This window comes from Streptococcus sp. HMSC063B03, assembly GCF_001836965.1.
GTDB lineage: Bacteria > Bacillota > Bacilli > Lactobacillales > Streptococcaceae > Streptococcus > Streptococcus pneumoniae_F.
The window spans coordinates 49,096-74,217 of record NZ_KV831029.1 but is presented as its reverse complement, the minus strand read 5'-3'; the positions used below and the strand labels follow the sequence as shown (position 1 = coordinate 74,217).

The window sequence follows — 25,122 nt, the reverse complement described above, 5'->3', positions numbered from 1 at the left end:
GTATAAATATGAACTAAAATCAAGAATTTTCTGTCTATTTTGGCTATTATTTTTGAATATTTATGGAGATTCACCACTTGTGAAAGTATGGTATAATAAATGAAAGGAGTTTTCTATGCAAGAATTTTTTAAAACTTACCTCAATAAGCTTGATGTTACAACGATTATTGAGAATATCTTAACCAAGTTAATTTCTCTGTTATTACTATTTTTACTATTTTATATAGCTAAGAAACTGCTCCATACCATGGTGCAGAGAATTGTTAAACCTTCTCTAAAAATGTCTCGTCATGATGCCGGGCGTCAGAAAACCATCTCACGTCTGTTAGAAAATGTGTTTAATTATACCCTTTATTTCTTTTTACTCTACTGCATTTTGTCGATTTTAGGTTTGCCAGTTTCTAGTTTGCTGGCAGGTGCTGGGATTGCTGGGGTGGCTATTGGGATGGGAGCCCAAGGCTTTCTGTCTGATGTTATCAATGGTTTTTTCATCCTCTTTGAACGTCAACTGGATGTGGGAGATGAGGTCGTTTTGACAAATGGGCCTATTACTGTATCGGGCAAGGTTGTCAGCGTTGGCATTCGAACAACGCAACTCAGAGGAGAAGACCAGGTTCTGCACTTCGTTCCCAATCGGAATATCACCGTCGTCAGCAATTTCTCTCGGACAGACCAGGCCTGAAATTTTAGCAGATTTATGGTACAATAGAAAGAGTTTGGTAAAGGAGAGAAGATGTTTTTAGAAAAACAGTTGGGCAATGGTTGTACCTGGATTAACCTAGATTTGGACAAGTTGAAAAAACTAGAGGACCTTTCTGAAATCTACGGTTTGGACAAGGAAACCATTGAATACGCGCTGGATAGAAATGAGCGCGCTCACATGGATTATCACCGTGAAAATGGGACTGTGACCTTTATCTACAATGTCTTGAACTTGAAAAAGGATAAGGCATACTACGAAGCCTTTCCCATGACCTTTATCGTGGAACATCGTCGCCTGATTACCATTAGTAATACCAAGAACGCCTATGTCATTGAACAGATGACCCGTTATCTGGAGAGTCATGACATGCTTTCGATTTACAAGTTTCTCTTTGCCAGTCTGGAAATCATCAGCAATGCCTACTATCCTGTCATCGAGCAGATGGACAAGAGTAAGGATGAGGTCAATGGTCTCCTACGTCAGCGGACGACCAAGAAAAACCTCTTTGCCCTGTCCGACTTGGAGACTGGTATGGTTTACCTCACTGCGGCTGCCAAGCAAAATCGCATGTTGCTCGAGCACATTCAAGGGCATGCCCTCTATCGCAGTTTTAACGAGATTGAGAGAGAACAGTTTGATGATGCCATGATTGAGGCTCATCAGCTGGTATCCATGACAGACTTGATTTCTCAAGTACTCCAACAACTATCAGCATCTTATAACAACATCCTAAACAATAATCTGAATGATAATTTGACAACCTTGACCATCATTTCAGTCTTGCTAGCGGTTTTGGCAGTCGTGACAGGCTTTTTCGGAATGAATGTTCCCCTACCTTTAACAGATGAGCCCCATGCTTGGCTCTACATCAGTTTGGCTAGTGCTGGGTTGTGGATTGTCTTGTCATTGTTACTAAGGAAAATTGCGAAAAAAAGTTAAGAAAAGGAGCCAGAATGGCGATTGAAAATTACATGCCAGATTTTGCTGTGGAAGCAGTTTATGATCTGACAGTCCCAAGCCTGCAGGCGCAGGGAATCAAGGCTGTTTTGGTCGATTTGGACAATACCCTCATTGCTTGGAACAACCCTGATGGGACGCCAGAGATGAAGCAATGGCTACATGACCTTCGGGACGCGGGCATTCGCATTATCGTAGTCTCAAATAACACCAAAAAACGTGTCCAACGAGCAGTTGAGAAATTTGGGATTGATTACGTTTATTGGGCTCTGAAACCCTTCACATTTGGGATTAATCGTGCCATGAAGGAATTCCACTATGAGAAAAGCGAAGTGGTCATGGTTGGTGACCAGCTCATGACAGATATACGAGCAGCCCACCGTGCTGGCATTCGCTCGATTTTAGTCAAACCCTTGGTCCAACATGACTCGATCAAAACGCAGATTAACCGAGCTCGTGAGCGTCGTGTGATGCGAAAAATCACTGAAAAGTACGGACCGATTACATATAAAAAAGGAATTTAACTATGGAAGAAATTCTCTGTATTGGTTGTGGAGCAACCATTCAGACGACAGACAAGGCTGGTCTTGGTTTCACCCCCCAGTCGGCACTTGAAAAAGGTTTGGAGACTGGTGAAGTCTATTGCCAACGCTGTTTCCGTCTCCGCCACTACAATGAAATCACAGATGTCCAGTTGACGGACGATGATTTCCTCAAGCTCTTGCACGAGGTGGGAGACAGTGATGCTTTAGTGGTAAATGTCATTGATATCTTTGACTTTAATGGCTCTGTCATTCCAGGCTTGCCACGCTTTGTATCGGGCAATGATGTCCTCTTGGTGGGAAATAAAAAAGATATCCTGCCTAAGTCAGTTAAGCCTGGTAAGATTAGCCAGTGGCTCATGGAACGTGCCCACGAAGAAGGGCTTCGTCCAGTCGATGTCGTCCTAACTTCAGCCCAAAACAAACATGCTATTAAGGAAGTCATAGACAAAATCGAGCACTACCGAAAGGGCCGTGATGTCTATGTGGTCGGTGTGACCAACGTTGGAAAATCAACCCTTATCAATGCCATTATCCAAGAAATTACGGGTGATCAGAATGTCATCACGACTTCACGCTTCCCAGGGACAACCTTGGACAAGATTGAGATTCCGCTTGATGACGGATCTTATATCTACGATACACCGGGGATTATCCACCGTCACCAGATGGCTCACTACTTGACGGCCAAAAACCTCAAGTATGTCAGCCCTAAAAAGGAAATCAAGCCTAAAACCTATCAGCTCAATCCAGAGCAAACCTTGTTTCTAGGCGGTCTAGGACGCTTTGATTTCATCACTGGTGAAAAGCAAGGTTTCACAGCCTTCTTTGATAATGAACTCAAACTCCATCGTACCAAGCTTGAAGGCGCTAGTGCTTTCTACGATAAGCACCTTGGAACCCTTCTAACACCACCAAATAGTAAGGAAAAAGAAGATTTTCCTAAACTGGTTGAGCATGTATTTACCATCAAGGACAAGACAGACCTAGTCATCTCTGGACTCGGCTGGATCCGCGTAACAGGCACCGCCAAAGTCGCCGTCTGGGCACCAGAAGGCGTCGCCGTCGTCACACGAAAAGCAATCATTTAAAATGAAATCACTGAGCGAACAAAGTGAGCTCATAAAAAGATAGTTATTGCCGTGGTGTTTTGCCAATCTGTAGATTGGCAAGGGGCGCAATTGAGACCAAGGCTCAATTGTGAGGTCAGGAAATCCATTTTTCAAAGATGAGATCTTTGGAAAATTAGTTCCGACCGTCCCTCACCACCTAAAATAACTATCAAAAAACAAGGAAGAAAATTATGTCATTAACATCAAAACAACGTGCCTTCCTCAACAGCCAGGCACATACCCTCAAACCCATCATCCAAATCGGGAAAAATGGACTCAACGACCAAATCAAAACCAGTGTTCGCCAAGCACTTGACGCACGCGAATTAATTAAGGTTACTCTCTTGCAAAACACAGATGAAAATATCCACGAAGTAGCTGAAATCTTGGAAGAAGAAATTGGTGTGGATACTGTCCAAAAAATCGGACGCATCTTGATTTTGTTTAAACAATCTAGTAAGAAAGAAAATCGCAAGATTTCTAAAAAAGTCAAAGAAATCTAAAAACTATACTCCAAACAACTGTTTTTACAGAGAAATAAAGGAGACTAGCCTATGGCAATCGAATTATTGACTCCCTTTACCAAGGTAGAGTTGGAGCCAGAAATCAAGGAGAAAAAACGCAAACAAGTCGGGATTTTAGGGGGAAATTTTAACCCTGTTCACAATGCCCATCTGATTGTTGCTGACCAAGTACGCCAGCAGTTGGGACTGGACCAGGTTTTGCTCATGCCTGAATACCAACCTCCTCATGTAGATAAAAAGGAAACAATCCCTGAACACCATCGTCTCAAGATGCTTGAGTTGGCGATTGAGGGGATTGAAGGTCTGGACATTGAAACTATTGAGTTGGAGCGCAAGGGCATTTCTTATACCTATGACACTATGAAAATTTTAACAGAGAAGAATCCAGATACGGATTATTACTTTATCATCGGTGCCGATATGGTGGACTATCTGCCTAAGTGGTACCGAATTGATGAACTGGTTGATATGGTTCAGTTTGTGGGAGTTCAGCGCCCACGCTACAAGGCAGGGACTTCCTATCCAGTTATCTGGGTGGATGTGCCTCTCATGGATATCTCGTCCAGTATGGTGCGTGACTTCATTGCCCAAGGACGGAAACCCAACTTTCTCCTGCCTCAGCCGGTGCTAGACTACATCGAGAAGGAGGGGCTCTACTGATGGCCTATCAAGACTATATCAACTGCTCCCGTGAGGCTTTGTTGGAAAAAATGGCAGAGCTTCTACCCGAGAAACGCTTAACCCATTGCTTGGGTGTGGAGCGTGCAGCCATAGAACTGGCGGAGAGATTTGGAGTAGATGCCGAGAAAGCAGGACTAGCAGGCCTTCTTCATGACTACGCTAAAAAACTGTCAGATCAGGAATTTTTAGACTTGATTGACCGTTATCAGCTAGACCCTAACCTCAAAAACTGGGGCAATAATGTCTGGCATGGGATGGTCGGAATTTACAAAATTCAGGAAGATTTGGATTTGCATGATTCAGAAATTCTGCGAGCCATTGAAATCCATACAGTCGGGGCCGGTCAGATGACTGATCTTGATAAGGTTATCTACGTCGCAGACTATATCGAGCACAATCGTGCCTTTCCTGGAGTGGACGTGGCGCGTGAGATTGCAAGTCTATCGCTCAATAAGGCAGTGGCCTATGAAACGGCACGAACCGTGGAGCATCTAGCTCATCAGGGATTCCCCATCTATCCCCAAACCCTTGAAACCTATAACGCCTTTGTGCACTATTTGAAAGAGGACTAAATGAACGAAAAAGAATTACTAGAACTAGTCGTGAAAGCGGCTGATGAGAAACGTGCGGAGGATATCCTCGCACTTGACGTACAAGATTTGACTAGCGTGACGGATTACTTTGTTATTACTAGTTCAATGAATAGCCGTCAGTTGGATGCTATCGCTGATAACATCCGTGAAAAAGTAGCTGATGCAGGCTTTAAAGGTAGCCATATCGAAGGCGATGCAGCTGGAGGTTGGGTCTTGCTAGACCTCGGTGCTGTCGTTGTGCATATCTTCTCAGAAGAAATGCGTGCCCACTATAATCTGGAAAAACTATGGCATGAGGCGAATTCAGTAGATTTATCTGAAACTCTTGCTTAGAAGACGAACTCGGTTGCAGTCAATTGGGTTTCTTTGCTTATTTTAGAAAAATCGATAGAAAGGTAAAGGGCGAGTGGTGTTTGCCATTGACGCTCTTGGTATCATGATTATGGCAACTTATGAAACTTTTGCGGCTGTTTACGATGCGGTCATGGACGACAGTTTATACGATAGATGGACGGATTTTTCGCTTCGTCATTTGCCTAAGACCAAGGAGAGAAAGAAACTCTTGGAATTGGCTTGTGGGACAGGCATCCAGTCTGTCCGCTTTTCTCAATCTGGCTTTGATGTGACGGGTCTTGACTTGAGCGCAGATATGCTGAAGATTGCTGAAAAGAGAGCAACATCAGCCAAGCAAAAGATTGATTTTATTGAAGGCAATATGCTGGATTTGTCCAAGGCAGGTCAATATGATTTTGTCACTTGTTATTCGGACTCAATCTGCTACATGCAGGATGAGGTGGAAGTAGGGGACGTCTTTAAGGAAGTGTATAATTCCCTCAACGAAGATGGTATCTTTATCTTTGATGTGCATTCGACCTACCAGACAGACGAAGTTTTTCCAGGCTATTCTTATCATGAAAATGCAGAAGATTTTGCAATTCTCTGGGATACCTACGAGGATGCAGCGCCTCACTCTATCGTTCATGAGTTGACTTTCTTTATCAAGGAAGAGGATGGGTCCTTTAGTCGCCACGATGAAGTGCATGAGGAGCGTACATACGAAGTCTTGACCTATGATATCTTGCTGGAGCAGGCTGGTTTCAAGTCTTTCAAACTCTATGCAGACTTTGAGGACAAGGAGCCAACAGAAACCAGCACCCGTTGGTTTTTTGTGGCGCAGAAGTAGGAGGTTGATATGGTTCGATCAAAATATTCTTGGGAAGAAGTTTCGCAGTTTAATCGTATCCGTCAAAATGGAACGCTTTGGGAAAAAGATGGGCAATACTTTTATGTTCAGGAAGAAGGAACCGTATTTTCAGAGTTAGTCGTTTACGATATGTCTAAGGAACTTTTTGATATGTTAGTAAATGAAATAAAATCGGAGGATGATATCCGACATATGCTAATGTATGGAACATGGCCAATGACAGTTGCAGGATGCCATAGCCCAACTATGTTGATAGCTTATCCTGAACTACAAAAGAATTATAGTAATGAACAACTAGCAGAAATCCTTCCAGTAGGAGAAAAACAATGGCTTAACTGGAGAGGGAGATTGCCTGAGTGGTATCGTAGATTTCGTCATTAGAAAGGGAGATTAGCATGACCATCAAAGGTATTATCGCGGAGTTTAATCCTTTTCATAATGGCCATAAATACCTGCTGGATCAAGCAGAGGGACTGAAAATCGTTGCCATGTCTGGAAATTTCATGCAGCGTGGAGAACCTGCTATTGTGGACAAGTGGACACGGGCCCAGATGGCGCTGGAAAATGGAGCGGATCTGGTAGTGGAATTACCTTTTTTAGTCAGTGTTCAGGCAGCAGATTTCTTTGGCCAAGGAGCTGTGGATATCTTAACACAGTTGGGGATTGATACTCTAGCCTTTGGGACAGAGGAAGTTCTGGATTACCAGAAAATCGCTGACTTATACACAGAGAAAGGTAGAGAGATGGAGAAATTTGTGGAAAATCTACCTGATTCCCTTTCCTATCCCCAGAAAACCCAAGCCATGTGGAAGGAATTTGCTGGTCTTGAGTTTTCAGGCAATACGCCCAATCATGTTCTTGCTCTTGCCTATGCCAAAGCGGTAGCAGGGCGAAATATCAAACTGCATCCGATTCAGCGTCAGGGGGCGGGCTACCATTCTGTGGACAAGGATGTGGACTTTGCTTCGGCAACAGCTCTGCGTCAGCACCAGAAGGACCAAGACTTCTTAGAACGCTTTATGCCTTCTGTTGCTCTTTTTGAGCAGGCTAATAAGGTGAGTTGGGACGACTATTTTCTTTTGCTCCGCTATCAAATCTTATCAAATACAGACTTAACCACCATTTTTCAGGTCAATCGAGAAATGGCAGTACGCATCAAGGATGCCATCAAAACAGCCCAGTCTGTGGAAGACTTGGTTGAAGCGGTTGCGACCAAACGTTACACCAAGGCGCGTGTCAGACGCCTCTTGACCTATATCTTGGTGCAGGCTAGAGAAGGTGACTTGCCAGAAGCCATTCATGTCCTTGGATTTACTGAAAAAGGCAGGCAACATCTCAAGTCTTTGAAAGGTCAGGTCAGTCTAGTCAGCCGAATTGGCAAAGAACCTTGGGATGTCATGACTCAAAAGGCAGACCAGATTTACCAACTGGGAAATCCAAGTATAGCAGATCAGAATTTTGGAAGAGTGCCGATTAGAATAGAAACAAACTAAGTCTGCTGAAAGGTAGGCTTTTTGAGATTTTTTACGAATAATACTCTTCGAAAATCTCTTCAAACCACGTCAACGTCGCCTTGCCGTACTCAAGTACAGTTTCCTAGTTTGCTCTTTGATTTTCATTGAGTATAAATAGATAGAAAAGAAAATCTTGTACAAGTTCCTGACAATTTCTTTCTTTTAATGTATAATAGTGGAAAAGAGGTAAAACGAGGTATGGTTATGGAAGCAGTTCTTTACTCAACATTCCGAAATCATTTAAAAGACTACATGAAAAAGGTAAATGATGAATTTGAGCCTTTGACAGTGGTCAATAAAAATCCAGATGAGGACATTGTAGTTCTTTCAAAGAGCGAATGGGACAGTATTCAGGAAACACTGAGAATCGCTCAAAATAAGGAGTTATCTGACAAGGTCTTGCGAGGAATGGCTCAAGTCCGTGCTGGAAGCACTCAAGTCCATGTTATTGAGGAGTGAGGAATGCTGCTCAAGTTTACAGAAGATGCCTGGGCAGATTATTGCTACTGGCAAACTCAGGATAAGAAAACACTAAAAAGAATCAATAAACTAATCAAGGATATTCAACGTGATCCCTTTACAGGAATAGGAAAACCAGAGCCGCTCAAATATGATTACCAAGGAGCCTGGTCACGGCGTATTGACGCAGAAAATCGCTTGATTTATATGATGGATGAAGATAGCGTGGCTTTCCTGTCTTTCAAAGATTATTACTAAGTCTACTGTAAAGTAGGCTTTTTCTAAAATTTTTACTAAACTATGACTTCTAAGAAATAGAGATTGCGCTAATAAATTTTATGTAATTAAATTCCGAATTCCTCAAAACATATTCTATTTTAGGTTTGTGAAAATCACTTTTTTATGGTAGAATGTAAAAGAATGTATGTCATTCGGAATAACAATAAAATGAGGTAAAAACATGGAAATCATGTCGCTTGCGATTGCTGTTTTTGCCGTCATCATTGGTTTAGTCATTGGATATGTCAGCATCTCAGCTAAGATGAAATCATCTCAGGAAGCTGCGGAGTTGATGCTTTTAAATGCTGAACAAGAAGCAACTAATTTACGTGGACAAGCTGAGCGTGAAGCAGATTTACTTGTTAATGAAGCCAAGCGTGAAAGCAAGTCTCTTAAAAAAGAAGCACTATTGGAGGCCAAAGAAGAAGCCAGAAAATACCGTGAAGAAGTGGACGCTGAATTCAAATCAGAACGTCAAGAACTCAAACAAATCGAAAGTCGTTTGACCGAGCGAGCTACTAGCCTCGACCGTAAAGACGACAATTTGACGAGTAAAGAACAAACACTTGAACAAAAAGAACAAAGTATTTCTGATAGAGCGAAAAACCTTGATGCGCGTGAAGAGCAATTAGAGGAAGTCGAAAGACAAAAAGAAGCAGAACTAGAGCGTATTGGTGCCCTGTCTCAGGCAGAAGCACGAGATATTATCTTGGCTCAGACAGAGGAAAACTTGACCAAGGAGATTGCTAGCCGTATTCGCGAAGCTGAGCAAGAGGTCAAGGAACGTTCTGACAAAATGGCCAAGGACATCTTAGTTCAAGCTATGCAACGTATCGCTGGTGAATATGTAGCAGAGTCAACAAACTCAACGGTTCATCTGCCAGACGATACTATGAAGGGACGCATTATTGGTCGTGAAGGTCGTAACATTCGTACCTTTGAAAGTTTGACAGGGGTCGATGTGATTATCGACGATACACCAGAAGTGGTGACCTTGTCAGGATTTGATCCGATTCGTCGTGAAATTGCCCGTATGACAATGGAAATGTTGCTCAAAGATGGTCGTATCCACCCAGCTCGTATCGAAGAGTTGGTTGAGAAAAACCGTCAAGAGATTGACAATAAGATCCGTGAATACGGTGAGGCGGCAGCCTATGAGATTGGTGCGCCAAACCTTCATCCAGACTTGATGAAGATTATGGGACGTTTGCAGTTCCGTACTTCTTATGGACAAAATGTCTTGCGCCATTCGATTGAGGTTGCTAAGTTGGCTGGTATTATGGCCAGCGAACTTGGTGAGAATGCGGCTCTTGCCCGTCGTGCTGGATTCCTTCACGACATTGGTAAAGCTATTGACCGCGAGGTTGAAGGTAGCCATGTGGAAATCGGTATGGAACTGGCACGTAAGTACAAGGAACACCCAGTTGTGGTCAATACGATTGCTAGCCACCACGGTGATGTCGAAGCCGAAAGTGTCATTGCAGTGATCGTTGCTGCAGCAGACGCCTTGAGCGCGGCTCGTCCAGGTGCTCGTAGTGAGTCTCTTGAAAGCTATATCAAGCGTCTTCATGATTTGGAAGAAATTGCTAACAGCTTTGAAGGGGTACAAAATAGCTTTGCCCTTCAAGCAGGACGTGAAATCCGCATCATGGTAAATCCAGGACAAATCAAGGACGACAAAGTCACAATCTTAGCTCACAAAGTTCGTGAGAAAATTGAAAACAATCTCGATTATCCAGGAAATATCAAGGTAACCGTGATTCGCGAGCTTCGTGCAGTAGATTATGCTAAATAAATAAGAAAGAGCAGTTGAAAAATTACTGCTTTTTTGTTACACTAGATAGAAAGACTGTAAAGGATAATCTGGCTTTTTGCCGTTATTCTAGAGAAATGTTATTTCACAGACTGACTAAAAGGAGACACAATGGCAGACCGAGGCTTACTAATCGTTTTTTCTGGTCCTTCAGGGGTTGGAAAAGGAACGGTTAGAAGAGAGATTTTTGAGAGTTCTGAAAACCAATTTCAATACTCTGTATCGATGACGACACGCGCACAACGTCCTGGAGAAGTGGATGGTGTTGACTATTTCTTCCGTACTCGCGAAGAGTTTGAAGAGCTGATTCGTCAAGGACAGATGTTGGAATACGCAGAATATGTCGGCAACTACTATGGAACTCCTCTGACCTATGTCAATGAAACCTTGGACAAGGGAATCGATGTTTTCCTTGAAATTGAAGTTCAGGGTGCTCTTCAGGTTAAGAAAAAGGTTCCAGATGCTGTCTTTATCTTCCTGACACCACCAGACTTAGATGAATTACAAGATCGTTTGGTAGGTCGAGGAACAGATAGTGCAGAAGTGATTGCCCAACGAATCGAAAAGGCCAAGGAAGAAATTGCCCTTATGCGTGAGTATGATTATGCGATTGTCAATGATCAGGTGCCCCTAGCTGCTGAGCGTGTCAAACGTGTGATCGAAGCAGAGCACTTCCGTGTGGATCGTGTCATTGGTCACTATCAGGAGATGTTACCGAAATCTCCAACTACCCGATAAAATTTAGAAAATAGGTACAAGCAAATGATGTTAAAACCCTCTATTGATACCTTGCTCGACAAGGTTCCTTCAAAATATTCACTCGTAATCTTGGAAGCAAAACGTGCCCACGAATTAGAAGCAGGTGCGCCAGCAACTCAAGGTTTCAAGTCTGAAAAATCAACTCTTCGCGCTTTAGAAGAAATCGAATCAGGAAACGTTACGATTCATCCAGATCCAGAAGGAAAACGTGAAGCAGTGCGTCGCCGTATCGAAGAAGAAAAACGTCGCAAAGAAGAAGAAGAAAAGAAAATCAAAGAGCAAATTGCTAAAGAAAAAGAAGATGGTGAAAAAATTTAAGGTTGGGGGGACTCAATCTTATTTTTTCTATTGCAAGAATCTACTGACAAGGAGGAGGTGAGAAGATGGCTATAGCCAAGATTATTGTGGATGTGCCCTTGATGCAGACGGACCAGCCCTATAGTTACAGGATTCCGGAGGAATTTGAGGGAATGCTGGAAGTTGGGATGCGGGTCCATGTACCTTTTGGTAAGGGCAATCGCCTGATTCAAGGAATTGTTCTTGGTTTGGAGTCCCAACCAGATGAAGAAGAGGCTAATCAAGATTTAAAAGATATAGCAGAGGTGCTGGATTTTTCTCCTGTTCTCACGCAAGAACAACTCTGGTTGGCTGAGGAGTTACGCAAATCTGTCTTCTCCTACAAAATCTCTATCCTTAAGGCTATGTTACCAGGATTTCTGAACTCTAGCTATGACAAGATTCTCTATCCTCTGGCAGGTCTGAGTCAGGAAGACCAAGAGCGCTTGTTTGGTTCAGAAGATTCACTTGCATTTTCTTCTCTAGATTTAGCTAAGCAAGCTGAAATGATGCGTTTGACTAGAAAAGGCCTGCTTGGTCTAGAATATCAGGCGATTGATCAAAAGAAGGTCAAGACCCAGTCTTGGTATGAGGTAGACCTTGTTCAGTTAGAAGGTGTAGAGATTTCTGCACGTGCCAAGAAAAAGTTAGAACTGAGAGACTATTTGCTGTCTCATCCTGAGAGTGCTTCCTTGGCTAGTTTGTTAGAATCCTATTCACGGGAGCAAGTCAACTTCTTTGTAGAACAAGGTGCTGTTACTATAGTTCAAAAGGAAGTTCAACGCTCGGCTGCTTATTTTGAAGGGATTGAGGCAAGTCAGCCTTTGGAGTTGAATCCAGAACAAAGACAGGCGCGAGATGCGGTTGTGAGTGCGATTGGCAGTCATCAGCCTCCTTTCCTTCTTCAAGGGATTACAGGAAGTGGGAAGACAGAGGTTTACTTGCAGATTATCCAAGGGGCCTTGGATAAGGGCAAAACTGCTATTTTGCTTGTACCTGAGATTTCCCTGACTCCTCAGATGACGGAGCGTTTTATAGCACGTTTTGGGGACAAGGTGGCCATTCTTCATTCAGGCCTGTCCAATGGTGAAAAGTATGATGAATGGCGCAAGGTTGAGCGTGGAGATGCCCAAGTTGTTGTTGGCGCCAGATCTGCCATCTTTGCTCCGCTGAAAAATCTGGGTGTCATGATTATCGATGAGGAGCACGAAGCGACTTATAAGCAAGACAGTAATCCCCGCTACCATGCTAGAGAGGTGGCTGTTTTACGGGCCCAATACAATCAAGCGGCATTGGTTCTTGGTTCCGCGACACCGAGCTTAGAAAGCCGTGCGCGAGCTGGCAAAGGCGTTTATCAACATTTACGTCTGACCCAACGCGCCAATCCTTTAGCTAGGATCCCTGAGGTTCAAGTAATTGACTTTCGAGACTATATCGGACAAAATGAGACGTCAAACTTCACGCCGCCTTTGCTAGAGGCTATTCAGGACCGTCTAGCTAAAAAAGAGCAGGTGGTTCTTATGCTCAATCGTCGTGGTTATTCTAGCTTTGTCATGTGTCGGGAGTGTGGGACCGTGGATACTTGTCCCAACTGTGACATTTCCTTGACCTTGCACATGGATACCAAGACCATGAACTGCCATTATTGTGGCTTTTCGAAGGATATTCCTCAGGTCTGTCCTAACTGTAAGAGTTGCAGTATCCGTTACTACGGGACGGGGACACAAAAGGCTTATGACGAGCTGGCAGAACTCTTTCCAGAGGCACGAATTCTACGGATGGATGTGGATACGACCCGTAAGAAAGGTAGTCATCAAGCCCTGCTTGACCAGTTTGGACGAGGGGAAGCGGATATCTTGCTAGGTACTCAGATGATTGCCAAGGGATTGGATTTTCCCAATGTAACCTTAGTCGGAGTGCTCAATGCCGATACAGCCTTGAATTTGCCTGACTTCCGTTCTTCTGAGAGAACCTTCCAACTTTTGACTCAGGTGGCAGGTCGGGCAGGACGTGCTGAAAAAGCTGGGCAGGTCTTGATTCAGTCTTACAATCCTCAGCACTACGCTATTCGATTTGCCAAGGATCAGGATTACGAAGGCTTTTACGCTTATGAAATGGGAATCAGACGACAACTAGGCTATCCACCTTACTATTTCACGATTGGCATTACCCTTTCTCACAAGAAAGAAGAAGAGGTGGTCAAACGTGCCTATGAAGTCATGAACATTTTGCGGTCAGGCTTGTCAGAGACCAGTAACATTCTTGGGCCAACGCCCAAACCCATTGCTCGTACCCACAACCTTTATCATTATCAGATTTTAATTAAATATCGTTTAGAAGATGAGCTGGGGCCGACCCTCAACCAAGTTTTGGCCTTGACTCAAGAACGGGAAAATAGTGAGCTCCGTCTCAGCATTGACCATGAGCCACAGCAATTTTTATAAGAAGGAGAAGATATGACAAAATTAATCTTTATGGGGACCCCCGGCTTTTCAGCAACAGTCTTAAAAGGACTTTTGACAGATGACCGTTACGAGATTCTAGCTGTTGTGACCCAGCCAGACCGTGCTGTTGGTCGTAAAAAAGTTATCCAGGAGACCCCAGTTAAACAAGCTGCCAAAGAGGCAGGACTTCCTATCTACCAACCTGAAAAATTATCTGGAAGTCCAGAGATGGAAGATATTATGAAGCTAGGAGCAGATGGAATTGTGACTGCTGCTTTTGGGCAGTTTCTCCCAAGTAAACTCCTTGATAGCATGGACTTTGCGGTTAATGTTCACGCCTCCCTTCTTCCAAAACACCGTGGTGGAGCGCCAATCCATTATGCCTTGATTCAAGGAGATGAGGAAGCTGGTGTGACCATTATGGAGATGGTTAAGGAAATGGATGCAGGAGATATGATTTCTCGTCGCAGTATTCCTATCACAGATGAGGATAATGTTGGGACCCTGTTTGAGAAATTAGCGCTTGTTGGTCGTGATTTGCTTTTGGACACTTTGCCTGCCTATATTGCTGGGGAAATCAAACCTGAACCGCAGGATCCAAGCCAGGTTAGTTTCTCTCCAAATATCAAGCCAGAAGAAGAAAAACTGGACTGGAATAAAAGCAATCGTCAACTCTTTAACCAAATCCGTGGGATGAACCCCTGGCCTGTGGCCCATACTTTCCTTAAGGGAGACCGCTTTAAGATTTATGAAGCCCTACCAGTAGAAAGTCAGGGAAATCCAGGTGAGATTCTCTCTATCGGCAAGAAAGAATTGATTGTCGCAACAGCAGAAGGAGCTCTATCCCTCAAACAAGTGCAGCCAGCTGGTAAACCTAAGATGGACATTGCTTCCTTCCTCAATGGAGTTGGACGCACATTGACAGTAGGAGAACGATTTGGTGACTAAAGTAGAAACGGCTAGAAGTTTAGCTCTAGCAGTATTAGAGGATGTTTTTATCAATCAAGCATACTCAAATATCGCCTTAAATAAGCATCTCAAGGGGAGTCAACTTTCGGCAGCAGACAAGGGCTTGGTGACCGAGCTGGTCTATGGAACGGTAGCCCGTAAACTGACTCTGGAATGGTACCTATCCCACTTTATCGAAGACAGAGACCAGTTAGACAGCTGGCTCTATGTCCTTCTTCTCATGAGTGCCTACCAACTCTGCTATTTGGACAAGATTCCAGATCATGCTGTGGTCAATGAAGCAGTAGAATTGGCCAAAGTTCGTAAAAAAGGCAGTGAAAAATTAGTCAACGCCGTCCTTCGTCGTATTCTGCGTGAAGGCTGGCCAGATATTGCCAGCATCAAGCGAAAAAACAAGCGTGATTCCATTGCCTATTCTCTCCCAGTTTGGCTAGTTGCCAAGCTCAAGGAAGAATACGGAGAAGAGCGAGCACAAGCTATTTTTGAAAGTCTTTTGGTGCGTAACAAGGCCAGCATTCGTGTAACGGACCTAGGACGAAAAGAAGAAATCCAAGTCTTGTTGGAGGCCAGTGATTCATCCTTGTCTCCCTCTGGTCTTGTGAAGGAGCAGGGGCATTTTGCAGGCCATGATTTGTTTGCGGATGGAGCCATTACCATCCAAGACGAGTCTAGTCAGCTGGTTGCTCCGACGCTTGATTTACAAGGTGATGAGCAGGTTCTAGATGCCTGTGCGGCTCCGGGTGGAAAAACAGCCCATATAGCTTCTTATCTCACGACAGGTCAGGTTACGGCTTTGGACTTGTACGACCACAAGTTGGACTTAATTCAAGAAAATGCCCAACGTTTAGGAGTTGCAGATCGAGTTCAAACGCAAAAATTAGATGCCAGAAAGGTGCATGAGTTTTTTGGTCAGGATTCATTTGATAAGATTTTGGTGGATGCTCCCTGTTCAGGAATCGGTCTTCTGCGCCGTAAACCAGACATTAAATACAATAAAGAAACGGCAGATTTCGCGTCCTTGCAGGAAATTCAGCTAGAAATATTAGGTAGTGTTTGTCAAACACTACGCAAAGGTGGTATAATAACTTATAGTACCTGTACTATTGTCTCAGAGGAGAACTTTCAAGTCGTACAGGCATTTTTAGAAAGTCATCCTGAATTTGAGCAGGTAACACTAGAACATGAATGTAAGGATATCATGAAAGATGGCTGTATCCTCATCACACCTGAATTGTATGGAAGTGATGGATTCTTCATCAGTCAATTTCGCAAGATATCGGATTAGGAAGGAACTAACACATGGAAATTTCATTATTAACAGATGTTGGTCAGAAACGAACAAATAACCAAGACTATGTCAACCACTATGTCAATAGAGCTGGACGTACCATGATTATCCTAGCTGATGGTATGGGAGGTCATCGCGCAGGGAATATCGCTAGTGAGATGGCGGTAACAGACCTGGGTGTAGCTTGGGTTGATACACAAATCGATACGGTTAATGAAGTGCGTGAATGGTTTGCGAACAACCTTGAGATTGAAAATCAAAGGATTAACCAATTGGGACAAACTGAAGCCTATAAAGGAATGGGAACAACCCTTGAGGCTGTAGCCATTATTGATAATCAGGCTATTTATGCTCACATCGGAGATTCTCGTATCGGTTTGATTCGTGGAGAAGAATACCACCAGTTAACGAGCGACCATTCTTTGGTCAATGAATTGCTTAAGGCAGGTCAATTGACGCCAGAAGAAGCTGCTAGCCATCCACAGAAAAATATTATTACTCAATCTATTGGTCAAAAAGATGAAATTCAGCCTGATTTTGGAATAATCACCCTTGAGCCTGGGGACTATCTCTTACTCAATAGCGATGGTTTGACAAATATGATTTCAGGAAGTGAGATTTCTGATATTGTAACCAGCGATATTTCTTTGGAAGATAAGGCAGCAACCTTGATCCGTTTTGCCAACAATGCAGGTGGTTTAGATAACATCACAGTTGCCCTTATTGCTGTTAATGAGGAGGAAACAGAATGATCCAAATCGGCAAGATTTTTGCCGGGCGGTATCGGATTCTCAAACAGATTGGCCGAGGAGGCATGGCAGATGTTTACTTGGCTAAAGATTTGATTCTAGATGGGGAAGAAGTGGCGGTAAAGGTCCTGAGGACCAACTACCAGACAGACCCGATTGCTGTGGCTCGTTTTCAGCGGGAAGCGAGAGCCATGGCAGATTTGGACCATCCTCATATCGTTCGGATTACAGATATCGGTGAAGAAGAGGGACAACAGTATCTCGCAATGGAATATGTTGCTGGGTTAGATCTCAAACGCTATATCAAGGAACATCACCCTCTTTCAAATGAAGAAGCGATTCGAATCATGGGACAAATCCTTCTGGCTATGCGCTTAGCCCATACTCGAGGGATTGTTCATAGGGATTTGAAACCGCAAAATATCCTTTTGACCCCAGATGGGACTGCCAAGGTTACAGACTTTGGGATCGCAGTAGCCTTTGCAGAGACAAGTCTGACTCAGACCAACTCAATGCTAGGTTCCGTTCATTATTTGTCTCCAGAGCAGGCGCGTGGTTCTAAAGCAACTGTGCAGAGTGATATCTATGCCATGGGAATTATTTTCTATGAGATGCTGACAGGTCATATTCCTTACGATGGGGATAGCGCAGTGACCATCGCCCTCCAGCATTTCCAGAAACCACTGCCATCGGTTATAGCTGAAAATCCATCTGTGCCTCAGGCTTTAGAAAATGTTGTTATCAAGGCAACTGCTAAGAAATTGACAGATCGCTACAAATCAGTCGCTGAAATGTATGTGGATTTGTCGAGTAGTTTGTCTAATAATCGTCGTAATGAACCAAAGCTAGTCTTTGACGATGCAACTAAGGCAGATACTAAAACTCTTCCTAAAGTTCCACAAAGTACCTTGACTTCTATTCCTAAAGCTCCGGTACAAGAGGGAAGACCTCAAACTAAGCCCCAGCCTCATCAGACAGAAAAACCAGTACCTAGTCCAAAGCTAACCAAACGGCGTCGCCTGAAAGCACGTTATCCAATTTTATTTGCGACCTTCTTGTTGGTTGTGGCATCCTTAGTATGGATTTTATATAGAACGCCCGCTACCATTGCCGTTCCAAAGGTGGCAGGTCAGACGGTTGCTGAGGCTAAAGAAGCGCTTAAGAAAGCCAATTTTGAGGTTGGTGAAGAAAAAACAGAGGCTAGTGATAAGGTTGAAGAAGGTCGTGTTATTCGTACCGATCCTGACGCCGGTACGACACGCAAAGAAGGAACAAAAATTAATTTGATTGTGTCTTCTGGTCAGCAATCCTTCCAACTCGGAAACTATATTAGAAGAAAATCTAGTGATGTAGTGGCAGAGTTGAAAGGTAAGAAGGTTCCAGAAAATCTGATTAAGATTGAGGAAGAAGAATCCAACGAATTCGAAGCCGGTACAATCATGAAACAGAGTTTACCGGAGGGAACAACCTACGATCTTAGCAAGGCAACTCAAATTGTTCTGACTGTTGCTAAAACTGTTGCTAAAAAAGTAAATTTTATTTCAATGCCAAACTACATTGGCTCGAGTCTTGAATTTGCTAGAAATAATCTTAAAAGTATAGGTATTAGTGAAGATAGAATTGAAATTAAAGAAGTGGAGATAGGACAAGAAGGAATTAAAGAAGGCGAGATTGCGAAACAAAGTCCTGCACCGGATGAAAAACTCGATTTAAGCAATCCGATAGTTAAACTATATATTTATAAACCTAAAAAAACTTCACCTTCAAGTAGTCTACCTTCGTCAGAACATAATTCTGGTCAAACTGATACTACAAACCCAACACAAGGTAACCATCCAACAACACCTACACAAGATGGAACTGGAAGTCAACGAAATCAATAGACTTCATATACATAATTCAATCTTTGTCATGATTTCATGGCAAAGATTTTTTTTGACTCCAGATTTGTGATAGAATAGAAAGAGTTGATAAAAGGAGGAACGCATGGAAGAATCAAGAGAATTAAATGCCGTTATCGATGTCATTATGCTAGCAGGGACCATTCTTCTCAAAAGTGGTTCAGAGATTCATCGCGTAGAAGATACCATGATTCGTATTGCGCATTCGCAGGGGATTGTGGATTGCAATGTTCTTGCCATGCCTGCTGCTATCTTTTTCTCCATTGAAAATACCAATATTTCGCGAATGAAACGCGTGACTTCCTCTTCTTATAACATCGAAAAAGTCTGCGATGTGAATCAGATTTCTCGTCAGTTGGTAGGGGGGCAGATTGATTTAGAGACAGCCTTCAAGCAATTGAAGGCCTTGCAAGCCCAGCCCCTTCCTTATACTAAGTTGCAGGTAACTTTGGCTGCGACCTTTAGCGCTCCTTTCTTTTCAATTATGTTTAGTGGAAATATCTACGACGCACTTGGGGCAGGAGTAGCTACCTTATTTGGCTTTGCCTTTTCACTCTATGTGGAGAAGTTTATCCGAATTCCCTTTGTGACGGCCTTTGCTGGAGCTTTTGTATTTGGGATGATTGCCCAGTTTTGGGCTCGCTACACAGGTTTTCCTTCAACGGCAGATTTGATTATAGCTGGTGCGGTCATGCCGTTTGTACCAGGTATTGCCTTGACCAATGCAGTTCGTGATATTATGACTAACCACATAAACTCTGGTATGAGTAAGATGTTTGAATCTCTGCTCATTACCCTTGCTTTAGGGGCGGGAACTTCTGTCGCCTTGGTATTGATGAACTAATATGACACTAACAACCTTTTTATTACAAGCAGTAGCAAGTCTTCTTGCTATTATCACTTTTTTAATCGTACTCAATGTGCAACGCTCTATGCTCTTACCTGGAGGGATTTTGGGCATGGCTGTCTGGCTAATCTATCTCTTGCTCAAGGAACCAACCAATGTTATTGTGGCTACCTTCATTGCGGCCATTATTGGTTCTTGTGTCAGCCAGATTTTAAGTATTCTTTATAAGACACCTGCTGTAGTCTTTATCTTGGCCATCTTGGCACCTTTGGTTCCGGGTTATCTTTCTTATCGGACAACTGCCTTTTTTGTGACGGGAGATTACAGTCACGCCATTGCCAGTGCTACCTTGGTTGTTATGTTGGCTTTGGTGATTTCTATTGGCATGGCTAGCGGAACAGTGATTCTCAGACTTTATTCTCACTTACGAAAACAGTATAATGGTTAGAATAATAAGCGACTTGATTTGGTGAATCAAGTCTTTTTTCTCTCTTTTACTGCTATTTGTGATAAAATAGTATAGAACGATTTTTTACAATGAATGATAAAACAGAGGTAAATATGACAATCGGTATTGATAAGATTGGTTTTGCGACCAGTCAATATGTCTTGAAATTACAAGACTTAGCAGAAGCGAGGGGAATTGACCCTGAAAAATTAAGTAAAGGACTCTTGCTCAAAGAATTGAGTATTGCGCCCCTAACTGAGGACATCGTGACCTTGGCAGCCAGTGCAAGTGACTCTATTTTAACTGAGCAAGAAAGACAAGAAATTGACATGGTCATTGTGGCTACTGAGTCAGGAATTGATCAGAGTAAGGCTGCGGCCGTCTTTGTACATGGCTTGCTGGGCATCCAGCCATTTGCTCGTAGTTTCGAGATTAAAGAAGCCTGCTATGGAGCGACAGCTGCCCTTCATTATGCCAAATTGCATGTGGAAAATTCTCCAGAGTCTAAAGTCTTAGTCATTGCAAGTGATATTGCCAAGTATGGTATTGAAACTCCAGGAGAACCAACTCAAGGTGCTGGAAGTGTGGCTATGTTGATTACACAAAATCCGCGCATTATGGCCTTTAATAATGACAATGTAGCTCAGACTCGTGACATCATGGATTTCTGGCGTCCAAATTACTCAACAACTCCTTATGTAAATGGTGTTTATTCTACCCAGCAATATTTGGATAGTTTGAAAACGACTTGGCTTGAATACCAAAAACGCTACCAGCTTACTTTGGATGATTTTGCAGCTGTTTGCTTCCACTTGCCTTATCCTAAATTAGCGCTAAAAGGCTTGAAAAAAATCATGGATAAGAGCCTGCCTCAAGAGAAAAAAGACCTCTTGCAAAACCACTTTGACCAGTCTATTCTCTACAGTCAAAAGGTGGGGAATATCTATACAGGTTCTCTCTTCCTCGGACTCTTGTCTCTCTTGGAAAATACAGATAGCTTGAAGTCTGGGGATAAAATTGCCCTTTATAGTTACGGAAGTGGGGCTGTAGCTGAGTTCTTCAGTGGTGAATTGGTTGAAGGATATGAAGCTTATCTGGATAAGGACCGTTTGAACAAGCTCAACCAACGAACTGCCCTGTCTATTGCAGACTATGAAAAAGTCTTCTTTGAGGAAGTAGACTTAGATGAAACAAACTCTGCCCAGTTTGCTGGCTATGAAAATCAAGATTTTGCCTTGGTTGAAATTGTGGACCACCAACGCCGTTATAGCAAGGTTGAAAAATAATGAAGATAAGTTGGAATGGATTTTCTAAAAAATCATACCAAGAGCGCCTTGAGTTGTTAAAAGCTCAGGCGCTCCTTAGTCCTGAGAAGCAAACTAGTTTGGAGCAGGATGAACAGATGAGTGTGACTGTGGCAGACCAGCTGAGTGAGAATGTAGTGGGAACTTTTTCTCTGCCTTATTCGCTGGTTCCAGAGGTTCTTGTCAATGATCAGGAATACACCGTTCCCTATGTGACAGAAGAACCGTCCGTGGTTGCTGCGGCCAGCTATGCCAGTAAAATCATCAAGCGTGCAGGAGGCTTTACTGCTCAGGTTCATGAGCGCCGGATGATTGGTCAGGTAGCCCTTTATCAAGTTGATGATCCTGATCTAGCGCAAGAGAAGATTGTCGACAAGAAAGCAGAACTCTTGGAACTTGCCAATCAAGCCTATCCTTCTATCGTTAAACGTGGAGGTGGGGCGCGTGATTTGCATGTAGAGCAGATCAAAGGTGAAACAGACTTTCTCGTTGTTTATCTTCATGTCGATACCCAGGAAGCCATGGGAGCCAATATGCTCAACACCATGCTGGAAGCCTTGAAACCAGTCTTGGAAGAACTCAGCCAGGGGCAGAGTCTTATGGGAATCCTTTCCAACTACGCGACCGATTCTCTGGTGACTGCAAGTTGTCGCATCGCTTTTCGCTACTTGAGCCGCCAAAAGGATCAAGGACGAGAGATTGCGGAGAAAATGGCTTTGGCTAGCCAATTGGCGCAAGCTGATCCTTACCGAGCTGCTACTCACAATAAAGGGATTTTTAATGGTATTGATGCCATTTTAATTGCTACTGGTAATGACTGGCGTGCCATCGAATCCGGGGCCCATGCCTTTGCCAGTCGAGATGGACATTACCAAAGTCTTAGTCAATGGACGCTGGACCTTGAAAGAGAAGAATTGGTGGGCCAGATGACCCTGCCCATGCCTGTAGCGACCAAGGGTGGCTCAATTGGTCTCAACCCTCGTGTAGCTCTCAGTCATGAACTACTGGGGAATCCTTCTGCCAAAGAATTAGCCCAGATTATCGTGTCTATCGGGCTTGCCCAAAATTTTGCTGCCCTCAAAGCCTTGGTGAGTACAGGAATCCAGCAAGGCCACATGAAATTGCAGGCCAAATCCTTGGCACTCCTAGCAGGTGCTAGTGAATCCGAGGTAGCTCCCCTAGTTGAGCGACTCATCGCAGATAAAACCTTTAACTTAGAGACAGCCCAGTGCTATCTCGAAAATTTAAGATCATAAAAAACTCAGACGAATTGGTCTGAGTTTTTTTGTGTTTAAATACTTTTTCCTGGTAATAGAGTAACCGGTAAGAAGTAACCAGTTGTTGCGACTTCCTTGCCTTCAATCTTTTGCAAGAGAAGATCAACAGTGAGGCAGGCAATCTCTTCCAAAGGTTGCTTGATGGTCGCGAGTTGAGGATAGTAATTCTCGATAAAGTAAGTCCCATCATAACCGATGACCTTGAGCTCTTCTGGGACAGAAATGCCCAGTTCTTGAGCAATTTTAATGACCAGAATAGCTGTCAAATCATCCGAAGCAAAAATGGCATCAGGCTTTTGTCGGGTCAAGATATTCTTGATTTCCATTTCTTTTCTGACAGGAGAAAAGTCACTGGAAACATTGATAATGGGGGCTTTTGGGAGTACAGATGCGAAGCCAGCGTGGCGTAGTCCAGTTGGCGAATTAGAATTGTCATTCCCTGTAATCATGATGATAGACTGGGCGCCTGTCTTAACCAAGGTCTGGGCAGCAAGAACCCCACCAGCATAGTTGTCAGAGGAGACGACTGGGATGTCTGGCGATAGGTTTCGGTCAAAGGAAATAATCGGCGCCGTCACGCGATTGTAGTCTTCGATTCCCAAGTTGTGACTACCAGAAATGATGCCGTCTACCTGATTGGCTTCCAACATTTCGATGTATTCACGTTCCTTCTCAGAGTCGTGTTCGCTGTTGCAGATGATGGTCTTGTAACCATTTTTAAAGAATTGGTGTTCCAGCTTATCAATCAATTCTGCATAGAAAACATTGGAAATATTTGGGAAAATCAAACCGATTAACTTAGCTGATTTTCCTTGTAGACTGCGAGCTAGGTTGTTGGGTTTATAGCCCAGTTCTCGCATGGCTTCATTTACCTTTTGAATGGTTTTTTCAGATAGATACCCTTTTTTATTGATAACCCGAGAAACGGTAGTAGGGCTGACGCCTGCAAGTTTGGCGACATCAGTTAGTTTTGCGACCATAATCTAATTCATAGTAAGTTCCAGTTGGGTTTCCAGATTTAATCAGGATACCATTTTGGTCCTCATGTGGGAAGACACGACCAGAAAATACTTTTTCTCCTTTATTGATGAAAATTTCAAAGACAGAGTTATCGATGAAAATCGTAGCAGTAGTAGCCTGATTCTCGATAGGGCAAGAACGAGTAGTTCCAAATTCTTGGGCATACTGTTCTCCAGCCTGGCCACGATCCACTGTCACTTGACCATTTACAAGGTCAAAGTTGATGGAAAGTCCCTTGCCCTCTTTATCAGCAAGTAAGGTAATCTCGCTCTGGCTATTGGCTTCCAAGCTGAGTTCAAGTTCGTAAGTGTTATTGGTTTGAGCACGATTTGAGAAGGCTTCTTCAGAGGCACGAAGGTCCTTGACAGCTGCGACTGGGAATTGGTAGAGTTTGCCGTCTTTGATAGTGAGTTCTTTGACCAAAGAGAAGGTTCCTTGGTGGTCAAAACGGTCAGATGGATATGAAACATCAGGCAAGCCAAGCCAGCTGACAGCTAGAGCACGTCCATCAGGAGCGTTGAAGGCTTGAGTTGCATAGGCTTCGAAACCATAGTCCATGTTTTGAAGTTGAGACACATCTACCATTTTGGCATTTTCAGGGTCAAAGGAAGCCCCAATCTTATACATATTTGGATAGATATTGTCATAGTCTAGAACTTTCTTATCCAATCCTTGTGGGCAGTAGAGGAGGACAGATTGATCCCCTACAAAGACCAGATTCGGGCATTCCATCATGTAGGCAGTGCGGTCGTTAGCAAAGTCAAGATCGCCAACAGCTTGCCAGTTTGTGTAGTCGTTGTCAACAGCCTTGTAGAGACGGACAAAGCCTTTTTTCTCCAAGTCCTGTCCACCGACGATAGCATAGTATTGGCCCTTGAAGTTAAAAATTTGCGGATCACGGAAGTGGTCAGTTGAGTCTGCTGGCTGATCAATCAAGATCTTGTCAATCTTCGTAATCTTGCCATCCTTATCCATCAAAGCACCAATCTGGTAAGGGTGACGGATCCAGTTTTCATCACGGACATTTCCTGTATAAAATAGGAACAAGTTGTCGCCAAACTGCATAGCAGAACCAGAGTAGGCACCATGGCTATCTAATGGAGTATCAGGCAAAACTTTGACTCCAGTTTCTCTAAAGTGAACCAAATCATCACTTTCAAGCTGCACCCAAGATTTTAAGCCGTGGGCTGCACCAAAAGGGAAGTTCTGATAAAAAACAATCCACTTGCCATCAAAGTAAGAAAAGCCATTTGGGTCGTTGAGAAGTCCTGTTTTTGGCTCAACATGGTAATGAGTATGCCATGGAGATTGTGCCATATTTTCCTTTATATGTTGAATTTCTTCTTGCGTCCAATCTTGATAAAGTCTGTAACGACGCTCAGTTGTCCATTCCATTCAT

At 43.4% G+C, this 25,122-nt stretch carries 27 protein-coding genes; 25 read left to right on the top strand and 2 right to left on the bottom strand.

What is annotated here, in order from left to right; all coding sequences use genetic code 11:
- Positions 1-115: 115 nt before the first annotated feature.
- The 25 genes from HMPREF2628_RS04325 to HMPREF2628_RS04205 all read left to right on the top strand — a co-directional run bounded on the left by HMPREF2628_RS04325 (position 116) and on the right by HMPREF2628_RS04205 (position 22,682).
- Positions 116-682: a mechanosensitive ion channel family protein gene (locus tag HMPREF2628_RS04325; protein ID WP_049488405.1), complete on the top strand. Its 567-nt coding sequence runs from the start codon at positions 116-118 to the stop codon at positions 680-682.
- Between the two features lie 51 nt (positions 683-733).
- Positions 734-1,642 carry a magnesium transporter CorA family protein gene (locus HMPREF2628_RS04320; RefSeq protein ID WP_004260845.1) on the top strand — a complete coding sequence of 303 codons (909 nt, stop codon included), beginning with the start codon at positions 734-736 and terminating at the stop codon, positions 1,640-1,642.
- A gap of 14 nt (positions 1,643-1,656) precedes the next feature.
- Entirely contained in the window at positions 1,657-2,184 is a 528-nt protein-coding gene (locus HMPREF2628_RS04315) for a YqeG family HAD IIIA-type phosphatase (protein WP_049488402.1), read from the top strand.
- Positions 2,185-2,186: 2 nt separating this feature from the next.
- Positions 2,187-3,293 (top strand): ribosome biogenesis GTPase YqeH, encoded by a 1,107-nt coding sequence (gene yqeH / locus HMPREF2628_RS04310; protein WP_061864345.1) that lies wholly within the window; start codon positions 2,187-2,189, stop codon positions 3,291-3,293.
- Positions 3,294-3,505: 212 nt separating this feature from the next.
- Positions 3,506-3,817, top strand: a complete 312-nt coding sequence (yhbY, locus tag HMPREF2628_RS04305; RefSeq protein ID WP_000060169.1) for a ribosome assembly RNA-binding protein YhbY — start codon at positions 3,506-3,508, stop codon at positions 3,815-3,817.
- Between the two features lie 51 nt (positions 3,818-3,868).
- On the top strand, positions 3,869-4,498 hold the full coding sequence (locus tag HMPREF2628_RS04300; protein ID WP_000963708.1) for a nicotinate-nucleotide adenylyltransferase: 630 nt from the start codon (positions 3,869-3,871) through the stop codon (positions 4,496-4,498).
- Positions 4,498-5,091, top strand: coding sequence for a bis(5'-nucleosyl)-tetraphosphatase (symmetrical) YqeK (gene yqeK / locus HMPREF2628_RS04295; protein WP_049488398.1), 594 nt, complete (start codon positions 4,498-4,500; stop codon positions 5,089-5,091). Before HMPREF2628_RS04300 ends, yqeK begins: the two co-directional genes overlap by 1 nt.
- On the top strand, positions 5,092-5,445 hold the full coding sequence (gene rsfS, locus HMPREF2628_RS04290; RefSeq protein ID WP_049488396.1) for a ribosome silencing factor: 354 nt from the start codon (positions 5,092-5,094) through the stop codon (positions 5,443-5,445).
- Positions 5,446-5,554: 109 nt separating this feature from the next.
- Positions 5,555-6,295 (top strand): class I SAM-dependent DNA methyltransferase, encoded by a 741-nt coding sequence (locus tag HMPREF2628_RS04285; RefSeq protein ID WP_070842452.1) that lies wholly within the window; start codon positions 5,555-5,557, stop codon positions 6,293-6,295.
- Positions 6,296-6,304: 9 nt separating this feature from the next.
- Positions 6,305-6,697 (top strand): hypothetical protein, encoded by a 393-nt coding sequence (locus tag HMPREF2628_RS04280; protein WP_070842436.1) that lies wholly within the window; start codon positions 6,305-6,307, stop codon positions 6,695-6,697.
- Positions 6,698-6,711: 14 nt separating this feature from the next.
- Positions 6,712-7,809 (top strand): nucleotidyltransferase, encoded by a 1,098-nt coding sequence (locus tag HMPREF2628_RS04275; RefSeq protein WP_070842435.1) that lies wholly within the window; start codon positions 6,712-6,714, stop codon positions 7,807-7,809.
- A 225-nt stretch (positions 7,810-8,034) separates the two neighbouring features.
- Positions 8,035-8,289: a type II toxin-antitoxin system Phd/YefM family antitoxin gene (locus HMPREF2628_RS04270; RefSeq protein WP_000388572.1), complete on the top strand. Its 255-nt coding sequence runs from the start codon at positions 8,035-8,037 to the stop codon at positions 8,287-8,289.
- Between the two features lie 3 nt (positions 8,290-8,292).
- Entirely contained in the window at positions 8,293-8,547 is a 255-nt protein-coding gene (locus HMPREF2628_RS04265) for a Txe/YoeB family addiction module toxin (RefSeq protein WP_049488390.1), read from the top strand.
- 202 nt (positions 8,548-8,749) lie between these two features.
- Complete coding sequence (locus tag HMPREF2628_RS04260; protein WP_049488388.1) at positions 8,750-10,363, top strand: ribonuclease Y; 1,614 nt, start codon at positions 8,750-8,752, stop codon at positions 10,361-10,363.
- A gap of 129 nt (positions 10,364-10,492) precedes the next feature.
- A complete protein-coding gene (gmk, locus tag HMPREF2628_RS04255) occupies positions 10,493-11,119 on the top strand; it encodes a guanylate kinase (protein ID WP_000775041.1) in 627 nt (208 codons plus the stop codon).
- 24 nt (positions 11,120-11,143) lie between these two features.
- Complete coding sequence (rpoZ, locus tag HMPREF2628_RS04250) at positions 11,144-11,458, top strand: DNA-directed RNA polymerase subunit omega (RefSeq protein WP_000979235.1); 315 nt, start codon at positions 11,144-11,146, stop codon at positions 11,456-11,458.
- Between the two features lie 65 nt (positions 11,459-11,523).
- Positions 11,524-13,920: a primosomal protein N' gene (locus tag HMPREF2628_RS04245; protein ID WP_070842434.1), complete on the top strand. Its 2,397-nt coding sequence runs from the start codon at positions 11,524-11,526 to the stop codon at positions 13,918-13,920.
- Positions 13,921-13,932: 12 nt separating this feature from the next.
- On the top strand, positions 13,933-14,868 hold the full coding sequence (fmt, locus tag HMPREF2628_RS04240) for a methionyl-tRNA formyltransferase (protein WP_070842433.1): 936 nt from the start codon (positions 13,933-13,935) through the stop codon (positions 14,866-14,868).
- Positions 14,861-16,174 (top strand): 16S rRNA (cytosine(967)-C(5))-methyltransferase RsmB, encoded by a 1,314-nt coding sequence (rsmB, locus tag HMPREF2628_RS04235; protein WP_070842451.1) that lies wholly within the window; start codon positions 14,861-14,863, stop codon positions 16,172-16,174. Before fmt ends, rsmB begins: the two co-directional genes overlap by 8 nt.
- A gap of 14 nt (positions 16,175-16,188) precedes the next feature.
- Positions 16,189-16,929: a Stp1/IreP family PP2C-type Ser/Thr phosphatase gene (locus HMPREF2628_RS04230; protein WP_049511028.1), complete on the top strand. Its 741-nt coding sequence runs from the start codon at positions 16,189-16,191 to the stop codon at positions 16,927-16,929.
- Positions 16,926-18,809: a Stk1 family PASTA domain-containing Ser/Thr kinase gene (gene pknB, locus HMPREF2628_RS04225; RefSeq protein WP_070842432.1), complete on the top strand. Its 1,884-nt coding sequence runs from the start codon at positions 16,926-16,928 to the stop codon at positions 18,807-18,809. The genes HMPREF2628_RS04230 and pknB overlap by 4 nt, the downstream gene beginning before the upstream one ends.
- Positions 18,810-18,912: 103 nt before the next feature.
- The gene (locus HMPREF2628_RS04220; protein ID WP_020903004.1) at positions 18,913-19,671 is read left to right on the top strand and encodes a threonine/serine exporter family protein; all 759 of its coding nucleotides are present in this window, start codon (positions 18,913-18,915) and stop codon (positions 19,669-19,671) included.
- A 1-nt stretch (position 19,672) separates the two neighbouring features.
- On the top strand, positions 19,673-20,122 hold the full coding sequence (locus HMPREF2628_RS04215) for a threonine/serine exporter family protein (RefSeq protein ID WP_000176931.1): 450 nt from the start codon (positions 19,673-19,675) through the stop codon (positions 20,120-20,122).
- Positions 20,123-20,235: 113 nt separating this feature from the next.
- The gene (locus HMPREF2628_RS04210; protein WP_070842450.1) at positions 20,236-21,408 is read left to right on the top strand and encodes a hydroxymethylglutaryl-CoA synthase; all 1,173 of its coding nucleotides are present in this window, start codon (positions 20,236-20,238) and stop codon (positions 21,406-21,408) included.
- Complete coding sequence (locus HMPREF2628_RS04205; RefSeq protein WP_070842431.1) at positions 21,408-22,682, top strand: hydroxymethylglutaryl-CoA reductase, degradative; 1,275 nt, start codon at positions 21,408-21,410, stop codon at positions 22,680-22,682. The genes HMPREF2628_RS04210 and HMPREF2628_RS04205 overlap by 1 nt, the downstream gene beginning before the upstream one ends.
- 35 nt (positions 22,683-22,717) lie before the next feature.
- Here the strand turns inward: HMPREF2628_RS04205 and HMPREF2628_RS04200 are convergent, their stop codons facing one another.
- Both HMPREF2628_RS04200 and HMPREF2628_RS04195 read right to left on the bottom strand, forming a co-directional pair.
- Positions 22,718-23,683, bottom strand: a complete 966-nt coding sequence (locus HMPREF2628_RS04200; protein ID WP_070842430.1) for a LacI family DNA-binding transcriptional regulator — start codon at positions 23,681-23,683, stop codon at positions 22,718-22,720.
- Positions 23,664-25,118 carry a sucrose-6-phosphate hydrolase gene (locus tag HMPREF2628_RS04195; RefSeq protein ID WP_070842429.1) on the bottom strand — a complete coding sequence of 485 codons (1,455 nt, stop codon included), beginning with the start codon at positions 25,116-25,118 and terminating at the stop codon, positions 23,664-23,666. Before HMPREF2628_RS04195 ends, HMPREF2628_RS04200 begins: the two co-directional genes overlap by 20 nt.
- Between the last annotated feature and the right edge of the window lie 4 nt (positions 25,119-25,122).

Coding starts and splice junctions, on each gene's coding strand:
- HMPREF2628_RS04325 (WP_049488405.1), top strand. CDS start 116: ATGCAAGAATTTTTTAAAACTTACCTCAATAAGCTTGATGTTACAACG.
- HMPREF2628_RS04320 (WP_004260845.1), top strand. CDS start 734: ATGTTTTTAGAAAAACAGTTGGGCAATGGTTGTACCTGGATTAACCTA.
- HMPREF2628_RS04315 (WP_049488402.1), top strand. CDS start 1,657: ATGGCGATTGAAAATTACATGCCAGATTTTGCTGTGGAAGCAGTTTAT.
- yqeH (WP_061864345.1), top strand. CDS start 2,187: ATGGAAGAAATTCTCTGTATTGGTTGTGGAGCAACCATTCAGACGACA.
- yhbY (WP_000060169.1), top strand. CDS start 3,506: ATGTCATTAACATCAAAACAACGTGCCTTCCTCAACAGCCAGGCACAT.
- HMPREF2628_RS04300 (WP_000963708.1), top strand. CDS start 3,869: ATGGCAATCGAATTATTGACTCCCTTTACCAAGGTAGAGTTGGAGCCA.
- yqeK (WP_049488398.1), top strand. CDS start 4,498: ATGGCCTATCAAGACTATATCAACTGCTCCCGTGAGGCTTTGTTGGAA.
- rsfS (WP_049488396.1), top strand. CDS start 5,092: ATGAACGAAAAAGAATTACTAGAACTAGTCGTGAAAGCGGCTGATGAG.
- HMPREF2628_RS04285 (WP_070842452.1), top strand. CDS start 5,555: ATGGCAACTTATGAAACTTTTGCGGCTGTTTACGATGCGGTCATGGAC.
- HMPREF2628_RS04280 (WP_070842436.1), top strand. CDS start 6,305: ATGGTTCGATCAAAATATTCTTGGGAAGAAGTTTCGCAGTTTAATCGT.
- HMPREF2628_RS04275 (WP_070842435.1), top strand. CDS start 6,712: ATGACCATCAAAGGTATTATCGCGGAGTTTAATCCTTTTCATAATGGC.
- HMPREF2628_RS04270 (WP_000388572.1), top strand. CDS start 8,035: ATGGAAGCAGTTCTTTACTCAACATTCCGAAATCATTTAAAAGACTAC.
- HMPREF2628_RS04265 (WP_049488390.1), top strand. CDS start 8,293: ATGCTGCTCAAGTTTACAGAAGATGCCTGGGCAGATTATTGCTACTGG.
- HMPREF2628_RS04260 (WP_049488388.1), top strand. CDS start 8,750: ATGGAAATCATGTCGCTTGCGATTGCTGTTTTTGCCGTCATCATTGGT.
- gmk (WP_000775041.1), top strand. CDS start 10,493: ATGGCAGACCGAGGCTTACTAATCGTTTTTTCTGGTCCTTCAGGGGTT.
- rpoZ (WP_000979235.1), top strand. CDS start 11,144: ATGATGTTAAAACCCTCTATTGATACCTTGCTCGACAAGGTTCCTTCA.
- HMPREF2628_RS04245 (WP_070842434.1), top strand. CDS start 11,524: ATGGCTATAGCCAAGATTATTGTGGATGTGCCCTTGATGCAGACGGAC.
- fmt (WP_070842433.1), top strand. CDS start 13,933: ATGACAAAATTAATCTTTATGGGGACCCCCGGCTTTTCAGCAACAGTC.
- HMPREF2628_RS04230 (WP_049511028.1), top strand. CDS start 16,189: ATGGAAATTTCATTATTAACAGATGTTGGTCAGAAACGAACAAATAAC.
- pknB (WP_070842432.1), top strand. CDS start 16,926: ATGATCCAAATCGGCAAGATTTTTGCCGGGCGGTATCGGATTCTCAAA.
- HMPREF2628_RS04220 (WP_020903004.1), top strand. CDS start 18,913: ATGGAAGAATCAAGAGAATTAAATGCCGTTATCGATGTCATTATGCTA.
- HMPREF2628_RS04215 (WP_000176931.1), top strand. CDS start 19,673: ATGACACTAACAACCTTTTTATTACAAGCAGTAGCAAGTCTTCTTGCT.
- HMPREF2628_RS04210 (WP_070842450.1), top strand. CDS start 20,236: ATGACAATCGGTATTGATAAGATTGGTTTTGCGACCAGTCAATATGTC.
- HMPREF2628_RS04205 (WP_070842431.1), top strand. CDS start 21,408: ATGAAGATAAGTTGGAATGGATTTTCTAAAAAATCATACCAAGAGCGC.
- HMPREF2628_RS04200 (WP_070842430.1), bottom strand. CDS start 23,683: ATGGTCGCAAAACTAACTGATGTCGCCAAACTTGCAGGCGTCAGCCCT.
- HMPREF2628_RS04195 (WP_070842429.1), bottom strand. CDS start 25,118: ATGGAATGGACAACTGAGCGTCGTTACAGACTTTATCAAGATTGGACG.